Below are 13,201 nucleotides of genomic sequence, written 5' to 3'. Positions count from 1 at the left end.
ATCAGCGGTGACCGTCAGGCCGTTGGCCGTCGTCTCAGCAACGGCGATCGGCACGGAGTTCGGCCCGGTCACATCGATCTGTTCGGTCGTCGTCGACGACAGCCCGTTGCTGTCGAGCACGGTGAGGGTCACGTCGTACGATCCGGCCGCCGTGTAGTCATGGGTGGCTGTCTCGCCGCTGCCTGCGGCAGTCCCGTCCCCGAAGTCCCAGGTGTACTGGACGATCGTCGCGCCGGAGACCGCCGTGGACGCACCAGCATCGACGCTCACGCCGAGCTCACTCGCCGTGGCGTCGAAGTCCGCCGTCGGCGCCTCGAACCCCTTACCGACACCGAAGTGGGTATTCACCTGGTTGGCGTCGAGTGCATAGCTGTAGACCGCGACCTCGTCGAGATCGCCGTTGAAATAGTTCGAGCTCGGCGTGTTCGGCCACCCGCTGAGGTTGTCCCCGCCGATCCGCCAGTATCCCTGATACGCCTGGGCGGAGGTCACCGAGGTGTTGGCGTCGACCACCGTCCCGTCGACATAGAGCGTGATGCCGTCTGCGCCCTGGGAGGCGACCACGTGATGCCACTGACCGTCGTTGTACGAGGCAGAGCTCTGCACCGTCTCCGCCCTCCCGGGGTAGACGCCGAACACGATCCGGCCATCGTCGCGCATATAGACATGCCGGTCGTAGCTGCCAGAGCTGCCGGAGGCCGCATCGCCGTATCCGATCAGTTTTCCACCTCGGGTGCTGGTGGTCCGTACCCAAAGCTCGGTGGAGAATGCCGTCGACACCGTGGCCTTGGAGTTCGAGACGACGCGCCCGTCGGAGTTGCCGCTGAAGGTCGAATAACCAGTGGACGAGTTGTCGATGCCTGGTTGACCAGCGGCAACTCCGCCGCCGAACACCGGCGGGTTCGAGCCGGCCCAGTCCTGACGGCTGTCGCCGAGGGGGTAGTACAGCTGAGGCGAGTCGTCGAGCACAGCCGATACGTAGCCCGAGGCGACACCAGCCGCAGCCGTCACCGTGACCGGGGCGCTGGTCGCCGCATTGCCATCCCCATCGCGCGCCACGACCGTGTAGGTGTACTGCGCACCCGGGGTCGCGGTGGTGTCCTCGAGGGTCATGCTCGGCTGGTTCCACCAGGTCGACGGCGCCTTCAGCGTGGCGACCGGAGTGCTCGTGCCGGATCGCCTCAGCTCGTAGGTGAGGTCCATGTCGTCGCGATCCCAGTTGGCCGTGAAGGAGACCCGCGCCCGGTCCGAGACCACGGAGTTGCCGGTCGGCTTCCAGGAGGAGCCGGAGAGCCGTGGCCCGTTCTTCGCCCCCGCGGGAGGGTTCTTCGCGAACCGGACGATCCCTTCGAACTGCGCATTATTGACGCTGACGAACTCACCGGCGATCGAGATGGTGTCTCCGACGCCCGTGATGGACAGGCCAGCCTGCCCCAGCCCGGAGGTGGTCCCGACCAGGAAGTCCGGGTACCAGGCATAGGCCGACGGCCCCGGCGTGCCCTCCCAGTTCTGGTAGGTGCCCCCTGCATGGGGGTTACGACCCAGCAGTCCCCGCGCTTCGGTCGTGTACGCCTCGGCATATCGGTATTGGCGCGTGCTCTGCTCCGGGTGCAGCCCCATGGTCGAGCAGGCATGCGTGTGACTGGTGGTGTAGACGGTCTCCCCGGTCGAGTAGACGCCGTAGTGATCGCCGAGACAGTCCGCGATCCAACGCACGGCCCCGGTCTCAGCCTCCGCGGCGAAAGTACCCTCCAGATTGCCAGTGGTCACGCCAGCGAACACCCATCCCGTTCCATAGACGCCGCTGGCGTCCGCAGCGAGCGCGAAAATACCTGCCTTACCGGCATCTCCACCTGAGCTGGACCCGTTCTTCACGGTCTGCGTGAGCGCCCAGTTCGCATCCACAGCGCCGGTCAGTTCATTGACAGCGGCGGCACCGCGCATCGCCGTGTTCCCGTTCACGCTGGCAAAGCGCCCGGCGACGATGATCTTCTGACCACCGGGGTCAGCGACCATGGCGTCAATCTGCCGATCCGACTGGGGCGCCCACGGCATGAGAGCACCATTGCCGATGCTGAAGGCCGCCGCGTTCGTCCGCGGCGTCCCATTGGCCTGTGTGAACAGACCGCCGGCGTACACCGTCGCACCCTTGGCGACGAGGGCATAGACCCCGCTGCCCCCGACTGAAGGCTTGAAGCTCGTGATCAGCTGTCCGGTCGTGGCGTCGAGCGCGGCGATGTTGTAGCGGACCTGTCCGTTGACCGAGCTGAACGAGCCGCCGATGTAGATCCGGCTGCCGTCGGGCGACGCCGCGACGGCCTTGATGACTCCGTTGACCTGGGGCGCGAACGGCAGCAGCTCCCCGGTGTTGATGTCATAGGCGAGGACGTTCGAGCGGGCGGTCAGCTGCGTGCCGGGCACCGCCAGCGGAGCTCGCGCGTTGTCGAAGTCCCCGACGGCGAAGACGGTCGAGCCGATCGTCGCCTGCGCCCAGACGTAGCCATTGTCGATCTGGACGGTCGGGATCGGGTCCGCGGTGACGACGTTGTCGTCCCGCTGGAGAAGGGGCGGTGGGGACGGCAGCTCGACGGCGTCTGCTGCGAGGTCGGGGGTGAGGGCGAACGCTGCCGTGAGCCCTCCGATGACCAGTGTCAGCGCGGTCAGGAGGCCGAAGCCCCGCCGCATGATGTCGCGCCTGGGCGAAGTGCTCATCGTGGTCCCCTGTCGGGTGGTCCTGGAGGTGGAGCTGCGAGGGATGCTCACGGGGTGCCACCTGTGAACACGGCGACGGGTTCGCCGGCGGAGTAGTTGACGCTCACCGTGACGGATCGTTCGTCCGCCGGGTCGAGCATGAAGACGTAGGTGCCCACTGCCGTGGATCCGGCCGGCACCTCGCCATGCAAGGGATCATGCGGGGCTGCCCAGGTGGGGATGCCCATCTCGCCGTCGTCAGCGATCAGAGAGACGACGGCGGAGCTGACCGGCAGTGGAGCCTTCGTGCCGTTGGCAATCGTCACGCTGACGACGACGGCGCTCCCCGAATACTCACCGGGGGTGGAGGCCTTGATCGAGGTGGTCTCGATCGAGGACAGGGAGACCACGACATCCGTCGGGAGCGCGATGGCGTCATCGAGAGAACCGTCGACCTCCGGGAGCTCGGGCGCCGCGGTCGGGCCCTCCTCCGTCGGATCCTCGGGCGCCTGCCAGGTGCTCGAGGTGGGATCCGTCGGGTCTGCGGGCTCGTCGTCCGTCGTGGGATCGCCCTGGCCCGATGGGTCCCCAGCCTCTGTCGGGGAGTCCGTGCCGGGAGTCCCACCATCGGTGGTCGGCGAGTCCGTCGGAGACTCGTCGGCGGCCGGAGTCTCCTCCTGGGGCGCAGACATCCCGCCCTCAGGCTGCGAAGGCGGCTCATCGCCCTCTGGTGGGGCCGGGGTGCATCCGGCGAGCGTCAAGGCGACCACGAGTGCGGGCGTCGCGAGAGCGGCAGCCACCCGCCGGCGCCGGACCCCGGAGGGCCGAAGGCAGAACGTGCTGAGCATCCCCAGCCCCCAGTCTCCCGCAGATCCACGGACCGCCACAGTGCGGTCATACCGCGAAGGTGCGGCTCAGTCGACATCGTAGATCTTCGGACATACTTCGCGCAACGGGCATTTCGGACTTACGGGTGGGCTGTCACACCTCTACCTACCGCGCGCACACCCAACTGCCCGAGGATCACCGCCGACGCCTCGGCGACATCTTGCAAAGTCCGGCGATGCTCTCGCGGACCATGAATGTGCCCATCGACGATGTCGCGCCCGTCAGCACCGCGCACCCGCCACCATCCCGAGCGCCGCGCGGGCACCGGACCCCTGGCGGTTCGCGCACCGTCAAGATGCATGGCGTACAAGGACACGGCCCCGACGCGCCGAGCGGAGGGCTGAGGCACGAAACCCGCCCCGAGGTAGGCGGCCTCTCGCATCGTGTAGACACGGTCTCGCACCTGGGGCGCCATGCCGACGACGTCCGAGCGCACATCCCTGGCCATCGCCAGGATCAGGGTCGCCTCATCCAGCAGGCCCGTGGTGAGCGGCCGCGAGCGATGGGATGCCGCACCGTCCGTCCGACCGCCGGCCTCCAGCTGCTCGGCGGCGAGAGCACACATCGCGGACCCCGTCCGGGCATGGACTCCTGCACTTTCGATCCGAACGCCTGGACTATCGCCCAGTCCGTGGCGCAGAAGGAGCTCCGCCAGTGGGGATCGACAGATATTGGCTGAACAGACGAGCAGGATCAGTTCCGATCCGGAGGTGTTCACCGCACAGTCCCGAGTTCGCCCATCTCGCGGAACCATTTCACGGCCGTGAGCGCCAGGAAGGCGATGGAGACGAGCGCCAGTGCGCCGTACCCCAGCAGGAATGCAGGCGCCCACCCCCAGAGCACGAACACCAGGCAGACGAGCCCGAAGTCGGTAGGGAGCACGAGGAGCGAGCGACGCAGGGTCCCCCCGCCGCGCTCATGAGTGGATGCGACCGCATGCTTGCCCTTGAGCAGGTCGTTCAACAACATCGCCGTGAAGGTCGTGGAGGCGACGACAGCGAAGGCCAGGGGGATCACCAGGGTCCATGCCCACCCCTCGGGCAGGCTGCGGTAGAGGCCGACGAGCACTGCGAGATGCAGCGAGGAGATCTTCAGGGTGTCAATGAAGTGGTCCAGCCACTCCCCTTGCGGGCTCCCGCCACCTCGGAGCCGCGCAACCTGACCATCTGCCGAGTCCCAGGCGTACCCGAGGACCAGCAGCAGCGCGACCACGATTCCCATCACAGGGCTGACCGGCGCCAAGGCGATCAGGACGATCGCTGCGAACGAGTGCAAGGCGCTGATGGCCGAGACCTGATTGGGCGTGAGTCCCAGTCGATGCCCTACCGCAGCGAGTGCGCGACCCAGCTTGCGATTGACATAGACGGAGTAAGCAGGGGCGCCACGGGCATGACCCTTCTGGGCGCTCTCGAGACTGCGGTACGCCGCGATGGTCACGGTGGCTCCTCCCTGCCGTGCGCTCACGCCGACAGCTCACCGCCCGGGAAATCCGGGGGATATCGTGACATGATACGCATCTGGGGCGAAACGGACATGGGTTCTCGTCATGAGCGCCCGAAGGGCCAACGAGTCCCCACGACGAGGACTCCCCTTCGGACGGACGGGCCGGGATCGTTACCGGCGAGAGAGGTGACGCGAACATGTCTGAGCTGAGCACCACCGCGTATGCGGTGATCATCGTCAACTATGGCGATCCTGCACTGGTCGCGGCGAACATCGGTGCCGATGTAGATGCGGACGAGAACGCCCTGGTCGTGGTCGTCGACAACTACTCGACCGACAACGCTCGGGCCCAGGCCCAGGATCTGTGCCGAGACCGCGGATGGGCGTTCGTCGCCTCGCCGAACGATGGATTCGGCGCCGGAGTGAACCGTGGAGTCGCTGCAGCCCGCGCCCACGGGCACACCGCACTCATCACCCTTAACCCCGATGCGGTCGCCTCGGCGGACGTGCTCCGAGAGCTCGGCCGTCATGTCACGGACGATCCGCTCGCGCTGGTCTCCCCATTCATGGACTCCGGAGACGGACGCCCCCATTTCCGCGGGGCGCGGGTGAACCGGCGCACCGGGCAGATGAGATCCGGCTGGTCGGAGGGCGATCAGGACTCCGAGTGGGCGAACTGGCTCAGCGGCGCGTGCCTCGCGTTCAGCGCCCAGGCCTTCGAGGCGCTGGGCGGGTTCAGCGAGGATTTCTTCCTCTACTGGGAGGACGTCGACATCTCCCGCCGAGCCGCAGAGCAGGGGATGCAGCTAGAGATACGCCCCGACCTTCTCGTCGTGCACGATGAAGGCGGCACGCAGGACGCAGGGAGCGCACGGACCAAGTCGCCGGCCTACTACCGATACAACATCCGCAATCGGATGCTGTTCGGGAGGCGGCACGTGCGAGGGAGGGACTGGGCTCGATGGGTGCTCGCCTCCCCTCGCCAGTCCGCCCTGATCTGGATGCGCGGCGGCCGGAAGCAGGCGTTCACCGAACCACGCGGGCTCCTCGCCGCCGCCCGCGGATTCCTCGATGGGCTGGCGCAGCTGACCCGTACCCCTCGCTCCCCGGAGACCGCCCCGTCCACGAAGCCCCTTCCCCCCGCACCCACCCGAGACCTCACCAGTCCCGTGCGGATCACGGTCGCGATCCCTTCGTACAAGCGCCCGGAGCAGTTGGCCGCCCTGCTCGCGGCGCTGCCGGACCGCATCGCGGAGACCGTGGACGCCACCGTCGACGTGCTCGTGGTCGACAACGATCCGGCGGGCTCCGCACGGGAGAGCGCCGAGACGGCACCCCTGGACGTCCGATACGCCCACGAGACGACTCCAGGCATTTCCGCCGTCAGGAACCGGGCGCTGGACGAGTGCCGCAACAGCGACCTCCTCGCATTCCTCGACGACGACGAGATCCCCCGACCCGGGTGGCTTTCGTCCTTGGTGGAGGTATGGCGCGACCATCATGCGTCCGCAGTCTGCGGACGACTCGTATCCGTCTTCGCCGACAACACCGACCCTTGGATGATCGCCTCGGGAACCTTCTATCGTCGGCAACGCCGCACCGGCACCCACCTCCCGACAGCCTCCACAGCGAACCTGCTCCTGGACGTGCAACAGATCGGAGTGCTCGGCCTCCGATTCGATGAGTCGCTCGGACTCAGCGGCGGCGAGGACACGATGTTCACTCGACAGCTCGTTCAGCGTGGCGGCTCGATCGTGTGGTGCAACGAGTCCGAAGTCGAGGACACGGTCGTCTCCCATCGGCTCACTCGGGAGTGGGCGGCTCAGCGCGCCTTCAGCGCCGGCAATGGCCATGTGCAGGTGAGTCTCCGTCTCACGCCGAGCCCGACCCGCCGCCTCGCCCTGCGGAGCCGATTCCTCCTCGGAGGAGCCGCGCGCATCGCGGCAGGACAGGCGAGGCACCGGTACGGCCGCGCGTCCCGCAACCTGCATCACGACGCCCAAGGCTCCCGCATCTTCCACCGGGGACGAGGAATGGTCGCCGGCGCCCAGGGCCATCTGTACGAGGAGTACTCGCGCACCTGACGCCAGATCGTGCATCCCGCCCAGCCCTCAACTCCTCCCTCAGCTCGTCCACTCCACATCAGAACGGACCCCTCCATGACCCTCAAGGCAGCGACCTTCGCGGCAAAGGCCTCCACGGTGAAATCGGCTGCAGGCCGCTTCCACAGCGAGCTGCTCGCCAACGAGAGAATGTCCCCCGCTGCATTGGCAACCCTGCAGGACCAGTTGGCTCTCGGCATTGTCCGGACTGCGATGAGCACCTCCTCGTACTATCGCAACACCTATGGCGCCCTGGGAGTGGATCCGGAGACGCTCGCCGAGCCGGGCGAATGGGCAAAGCTGCCGATCCTCGATCGAGCGACCGTCAAGGAACGCGCCGCGGAGTTCCCGACCCCCGACGCCGTGGGCCGGAACGTGCGAGATGCGCGCACCGGAGGCAGCACCGGCGAACCGCTCCGCACGATGCACGACGCCCGCGTGCCCTCCCTGGCGTTGAGCTGGCGCATGTACTCCTGGTGGGGGGTGCAGCCGTACGACGATCTCGCACGGATCGGGCGATGGAACTTCGGTCGTCGAGCTACGGTGAAGAACACTGTCTCCTGGTGGCCGACCCGGCAGGTCTATCTCGACGCCAGCGAGCTCACCACCCAGTCGATGACCGCTTTCCACAGTTCACTGAACCGCATCCGGCCCCGACTGCTCGAGGGATACGTGGGCGCTCTGCTCGAGTTCGCCGACTTCCTGGAGCGGAAGGGTCTCACCGTGCCCGCACCTCTTGCGGTCGCCACCACTGCCGCTCCGCTGACAACCTCAGCACGCTTACGTCTCGAATCCGTACTCGGCGCCCCGGTCTTCGACGAGTACCGCGGCTCGGAGTTCGGGTGGATGGCAGGAGAGTGCGAGCAGCGCGATGGGTTGCATATCTTCTCGGACGTACGGCGCATCGAGGTCGTGGATGAGAACGGTGACCCTGCGGCCCCCGGGGAGCTGGGAGATCTGGTCATCACTGATCTTCGCAACCGCGTGTTCCCGCTGATCCGATACCGCACCGGCGATCGCGGGATCCTGCGAGCACAACCCTGCGCCTGCGGCCGCTCCCTCCCGCTCATGGAACAGCCGCAAGGACGCACGATCGACATGATTCGACTGCCCAGCGGAGCCGTCCTCGCTCACCGCATCACGGGTATGTTCGGAGCGCATCCCGAGGCAGTCCGGCTCTTCCAGATCCACCAGCTGGCGGACCATTCGATCACCATCCGCGTGGTTCCCGGCGACGGCACAGATGCTCGCTCGCTCATCGAGTCCACGGTCCAGGACCTGCGGAGCCGCATCCACCACGAGGTTCCTGTGCGGATCGAGTACGTCAATTCCCTGCCGTACACCGGAGGTAAAACGAAGTACATCCTCAGCGACGTACCTGCCTCCTGACCGTCACTGCTGTTCAGAAGGTCGACGTCGGCTGTACGCAGCGGGACTGATCTCTCAGGAGCTATCGTCCGCGTGGCCGCCGACGTGGACGTCCGTAGGACCTGGACCGGATTCCCAGGCATCCCGCGAGGACGCCCAGCCCGCTGGCCACCTTGCTCTCGCCGGGCGCCCGTCGGCCCAGATCGCGGGTGGCGCCACCGAATCCGGCAAGGATCAGGCCTTTGAGGATCTGTCCCGCCCCGATCACGGCCCAGCGCGCCGTGACTCCGAAGCGGCCGCGCAGCGAACCCGCCAGCTCGCGGTCGACCCGCACGTGGGATGAGGCCTGCGCGTACCGTCGCGACAGGTTGAAGCGGCGGGTGTTCCTCGCCGCAGGGACGAGATCGTCCACGACGGACTCGGCGCACACGACGATCTTCCCGCCGGCGGCGGTCAGCTGCCCGGTGAACAGGGAGTCCTCACCCCCGGTCAGGCCGAAGCGGGGGTCGAAGCGCAGCCCGAGCGCTTGCACCCGGGCCATGTCCAGCAGGAGGTTGTTCGTCGCGGCGCGCCGGATCACGGTGCCCGTCGCCACGCCGGTGCGGCGCTGCCCGAGGTAGTACCCGCTCGCGGCGATCCACGGGTCCTCCCCGCCCTCGAAGACGGCGTGCACCGGACCGCAGACGGCATCGGCATCATGCTCGCGATAGGTGCTCAGGTGGTGGACGAGCCAGCCGTCGTGCGGGGTCTCGTCGTCGTCGAGCAGGACCAGCACATCGCTGCCTGCGGCCTCGTCGAGGAGCCGGTTCCGGGCGCTGCTGATCCCCGGCTGCCGCTCCACGACGTAGGTGATCCGTGGATCCCCGACTGCGGCTGCAGCGTTTCTCCCGCTGGCGTCGGGGTCGTTGTCCACCACGAGGACCCTGAACTGGGGCGCCGGATCGAGGACCGTGGCGGCGTGCTCGATCTGCTCGATCACCCGCGGCAGGAGCGCCGCCAGGAGATCGGGGCGCCGGAAGGTGGCCATCCCGACCACGACGCTCTCCACAGATCGCACCGAGGCCTCCTCCGTCGCAGGGAGATGCCCCGTCGACGCCCGACGCGGCCCCTGCCCATCACTCCGCGAAGCTTAGACCGACCCCGGCATTTCGGACAATCGTGCCGGCGTCGCCGCCCTCTGCTCGAGGCATGCACCATCCCAATGCGGACGACCACGCCCTCTCGGAAGAGGACGTGGTCGTCGAGATATTCGGGTGGGCGACGGTGGATTCAGCCTCGGCCGAAGCGGCGCCGGATGATGCCGACGATGCCTCCACGCTCCTTGAGCGATCCCCGGTTTCGCCGGTGGCCGGCCTGCTCGCCCGCCCCGCGGGTCGACCCTGAGGCGGACGACGGCGACGAAGCCGACGGCGAGTGGTTGCGCGCCGTGACGCCCGGTGCCGCCGAGCGCTGGCTCTGCTCCTCCGCCGCGCGCTGCTGGCGCTCCTGCTCGGCGCGGTTCGCCTCGCGCTTCTGCGCGGCGGCCTTCTCCCGGGCGTCGCGCAGCTCGGCGTCACGGGCCTCGTGGCGCAGCCGGCGCCGCTCCCCCGGGCCCTCGGCGATGCGGTAGAGCACCGGCACGATGAGCAGGGTCAGCAGCGTCGAGGAGACCAGGCCACCGATGACCACCACAGCCAGCGGCTGGGCGATGAACCCGCCGTTGCCGGTGATGCCCAGGGCCATCGGCAGCAGCGCGAAGATCGTCGCGGCGGCGGTCATGAGGATCGGCCGCAGACGCTTGGCGGCGCCGGCGTGGATGGCCTCGTCGAGACCCATCCCGTGACGTCGGTACTGGTTCACCAGGTCGATCAGCACGATCGCGTTGGTGACCACGATGCCCACCAGCATGAGCAGACCGATCATGGAGGGCAGGCCCAGCGGCACGCCCGTGATGATCAGCAGGCCCAGCGCGCCGGTCGCCGCGAACGGGATCGACACCAGCAGGATCAGCGGCTGGATGAGGGACTTGAAGATCCACACCAGCAGCACGTACACGAGCAGGATCGCGGCGAGCATGGCGATGCCGAGCTGGCCGAAGGTCTCGTCGATGTCCGCGGCGGTGCCGCCCACGGTCGCCTCGACGCCCTCGGGCAGGTCCGCGTCCTCGATCGCGGCGTTCGCGGCGTCGGTCGCGGGCTTCACGTCGTCACCGTCCGGCGCGATGGAGACGGTGACCGTCTCCAGGCCGTCCTGGGTGGCGATCGAGGGGCGCGAGTCCACCTCGTCGATGGAGGCGACGTCGCTCAGCGGGATGCCGCCGGCGAGCTCGATGCCCTTGAGCTGGTCGAAGGTGTCGATGCCCTCGCCCTTCTCGACGTAGATGTCGAGCTCGGAGTCCCCCAGGGTGACCGTGCCGATCGCGCCGGGGTACATCTGCCCGGCGACCATGCCGATCACGGCCTCCTCGGTGAGCCCGAGCTTCGCCGCCTTCTCGCGGTCGACAGTGACGACCGCGGTGGGCTGATCGGCCTCCAGGTCGCTGGTGACCTCGGTGGCGCCGTCCGGCACCGGGTCGAGCTCCGCGAGGATCGCGTCGTTCGCGGCCTTGCGGTCCTCGGCGGTGGGGCCGGTGATGAGGATGTCGATCGAGTTGGACCCCGTCGGCGAGGCGACGTCGGCCGCCTCGATGGTGCCGGCGTCCGGGATCGCCTCGAGCGCCGCGACCATGTCGTCCTGGAGGGCGGTCTGGTCGGCGTCGGGGTCGGTGGTGATCGAGAAGCTGACCTCGTTCGGTGCTCCACCGGCGCCCATGCCGAACTGGCTGCCGCCGATGGTGGTCTGCACGGTCTCGACACCGTCGAGATCCATGAGGGCCTTCTCGCTCTCCTCCGCCTTGTCGGCGTACTGCTGGAGGCTGGTGCCGGCCGGCAGCGACTGGGTGAGCGAGGCGATGTTCTGCCCGGTGTCGCCGAGGAAGTTGACGTTCACCAGCGGGTACAGGAAGGCGGTGCCCACCAGGACGAGGATCGCGGCGCCCACGGTGATCAGGCGGCGCGGCAGCGAATCAGTGACCAGGTGCAGCAGCGGCGCGTAGATCCGGTGCAGCCAGCTGCGCTCCTCCGTCGCCTCGGCCTCCTCACGGATCCGGGCCACCTGCTCCGCGTCATCGGGGTCCACGACCCCCTGGCTCTTGGGGGCGCGCAGGAACCAGTACGCGAGCACCGGGACGATCGTGAGCGCGACCAGCAGCGAGCTGAGCATCGCGATGCCGACGGTGAGGGCGAAGGGGCGGAACAGCTCTCCCGCCATGCCGGAGACGATCGCGATCGGCAGGAACACGACCACGGTGGCCAGGGTCGACGCGGTGATCGCGCCGGCGACCTCGCCCACGGCGTCGAGGATGGCGCGCATCCTCGTCTTGCCGTAGGCCAGGTGGCGCATGATGTTCTCGATGACCACGATCGAGTCGTCGACCACGCGGCCGATCGAGATCGTGAGCGCCGCGAGGGTGAGCATGTTCAGCGTGTAGCCGGTGACCAGCATGCCGATGAAGGCGATCAGCAGCGAGGTCGGGATCGAGATCGCGGTGACGATCGTGGGCCGCACGCGGCGCAGGAACAGCAGGATCACGCCGACGGCGAAGACCAGGCCCAGCAGGCCCTCCTCGGCGAGCGCGAGGATCGAGTCCTGGATGAAGGGCGCCTGGTCGAAGACGATCGCGCTGTCGGCGTTTCCGCCCACGCTGGGCAGGGTGTCCGCCAGGACGCCCTCGACACCGTCGGAGATGTCCACGACGTTGCCGTCGGCGGTGGCGGTCACCATGACCACGAGGGACTCGCGGCCGTCGGTGCGGGAGATCGAGGTGGGGTCCTGGGTGGTCTCCTCGACCGTGGCGACCTCGGAGAGGGCGACGGGCTGCGGGGCCTGCGGGGCCTCCTGGCCGGGCTGGCCCTGACCCTGGTCGGCCTCCCCGCCGGAGGCGCCGTCGGCCGGCATCAGCATGATGCCCTCGAGGCTCTCGATGCTGTCGATCGACTGGCCGAGCACCACGTCCATGGTGCGGTCGCCGTCGGTGACGGACCCACCGGGCAGCGACAGCCCGTTGGCGTCCAGCGCCGTGGAGATGTCGTCCTCGGTGAGGCCGTGCTCCTTCAGAGCGTCGGCGTCCGGGGTGATCCGCACGATCTCCTCGGGGGCGCCGATGACGGCCACCGAGGAGACGCCGTCGACGCGCTCGAGCTCGGGCTTCACGGCGGAGTCCAGGCGGGCGCCCAGCTCGGAGGGGTCCAGGTCGGAGGAGATCGAGAGCACGACGGCCGGCAGATCGCTCGTGCCGCCGGCGATGACCTGCGGGTCTGCGTCGTCGGGGAGCTGGTCCTCGATACCGGTCAGTGCGGCGTCGACCTGGTTGGAGGCGCGCGCGGTGTCGGTGCCGTAGGTGAGCTCCACCGTGACCATGGAGACGCCGGCCTGGGAGGACGAGGAGGTGCTCTCGACGTTCTCGAGCCCGCTGAGGGACTGCTCGACGGGCCGGGTGATGCGTTCCTGCACCTGCTCCGACGAGGAGCCGGGGGCGCTGGTGACGACCTGGATCTGCGGCAGCGAGACCGAGGGGATGAGCTCCTGGCGCATCGTGGTCATCGCGAAGGCGCCGATGATCGACACGGCGATGCACACCAGTGCGATGAAGGACCTGTTGTTCAGGCTGAGTCGGGCCAGGCGGTTCATCC

Annotated in this window: 8 protein-coding genes; 2 read left to right on the top strand and 6 right to left on the bottom strand. The window is 68.3% G+C overall.

The genetic code is table 11. The annotated features are described in order from the left end of the window. The 4 genes from ACT3UL_RS14170 to ACT3UL_RS14155 form a co-directional block, all read right to left on the bottom strand. On the bottom strand, positions 1-2,712 hold a 2,712-nt coding region (locus ACT3UL_RS14170), incomplete at its 3' end, for a LamG-like jellyroll fold domain-containing protein (RefSeq protein ID WP_444578894.1). A 47-nt stretch (positions 2,713-2,759) separates the two neighbouring features. Beyond that, the gene (locus tag ACT3UL_RS14165) at positions 2,760-3,383 is read right to left on the bottom strand and encodes a hypothetical protein (protein WP_444578893.1); all 624 of its coding nucleotides are present in this window, start codon (positions 3,381-3,383) and stop codon (positions 2,760-2,762) included. Between the two features lie 275 nt (positions 3,384-3,658). Then, positions 3,659-4,333, bottom strand: coding sequence for an arsenate reductase/protein-tyrosine-phosphatase family protein (locus tag ACT3UL_RS14160; protein WP_444578892.1), 675 nt, complete (start codon positions 4,331-4,333; stop codon positions 3,659-3,661). Beyond that, on the bottom strand, positions 4,294-5,016 hold the full coding sequence (locus ACT3UL_RS14155) for a CDP-alcohol phosphatidyltransferase family protein (protein WP_444578891.1): 723 nt from the start codon (positions 5,014-5,016) through the stop codon (positions 4,294-4,296). The genes ACT3UL_RS14160 and ACT3UL_RS14155 overlap by 40 nt, the downstream gene beginning before the upstream one ends. 203 nt (positions 5,017-5,219) lie before the next feature. Between ACT3UL_RS14155 and ACT3UL_RS14150 the strand changes: the two genes are divergently transcribed. Both ACT3UL_RS14150 and ACT3UL_RS14145 read left to right on the top strand, forming a co-directional pair. Next, entirely contained in the window at positions 5,220-7,106 is a 1,887-nt protein-coding gene (locus ACT3UL_RS14150) for a glycosyltransferase family 2 protein (protein ID WP_444578890.1), read from the top strand. Positions 7,107-7,181: 75 nt separating this feature from the next. Then, on the top strand, positions 7,182-8,513 hold the full coding sequence (locus ACT3UL_RS14145) for a phenylacetate--CoA ligase family protein (protein WP_444578889.1): 1,332 nt from the start codon (positions 7,182-7,184) through the stop codon (positions 8,511-8,513). Between the two features lie 61 nt (positions 8,514-8,574). Here the strand turns inward: ACT3UL_RS14145 and ACT3UL_RS14140 are convergent, their stop codons facing one another. Both ACT3UL_RS14140 and ACT3UL_RS14135 read right to left on the bottom strand, forming a co-directional pair. Beyond that, positions 8,575-9,549 (bottom strand): glycosyltransferase family 2 protein, encoded by a 975-nt coding sequence (locus ACT3UL_RS14140; protein WP_444578888.1) that lies wholly within the window; start codon positions 9,547-9,549, stop codon positions 8,575-8,577. Positions 9,550-9,761: 212 nt separating this feature from the next. Continuing rightward, complete coding sequence (locus tag ACT3UL_RS14135) at positions 9,762-13,199, bottom strand: efflux RND transporter permease subunit (RefSeq protein WP_444578887.1); 3,438 nt, start codon at positions 13,197-13,199, stop codon at positions 9,762-9,764. Positions 13,200-13,201: the final 2 nt, after the last annotated feature.

This window comes from Brachybacterium sp. 107 (genome assembly GCF_052379725.1).
Taxonomy (GTDB): Bacteria; Actinomycetota; Actinomycetes; order Actinomycetales; family Dermabacteraceae; genus Brachybacterium.
The sequence above is the reverse complement of the archived record's forward strand: the minus strand, read 5'-3'. Positions and strand labels throughout refer to the sequence as shown.

Excerpts from the sequence above, each read along its gene's own strand:
- ACT3UL_RS14165 (WP_444578893.1), bottom strand. The coding sequence starts at position 3,383 with ATGTCTGCGCCCCAGGAGGAGACTCCGGCCGCCGACGAGTCTCCGACG.
- ACT3UL_RS14160 (WP_444578892.1), bottom strand. The coding sequence starts at position 4,333 with ATGGTTCCGCGAGATGGGCGAACTCGGGACTGTGCGGTGAACACCTCC.
- ACT3UL_RS14150 (WP_444578890.1), top strand. The coding sequence starts at position 5,220 with ATGTCTGAGCTGAGCACCACCGCGTATGCGGTGATCATCGTCAACTAT.
- ACT3UL_RS14145 (WP_444578889.1), top strand. The coding sequence starts at position 7,182 with ATGACCCTCAAGGCAGCGACCTTCGCGGCAAAGGCCTCCACGGTGAAA.
- ACT3UL_RS14135 (WP_444578887.1), bottom strand. The coding sequence starts at position 13,199 with ATGAACCGCCTGGCCCGACTCAGCCTGAACAACAGGTCCTTCATCGCA.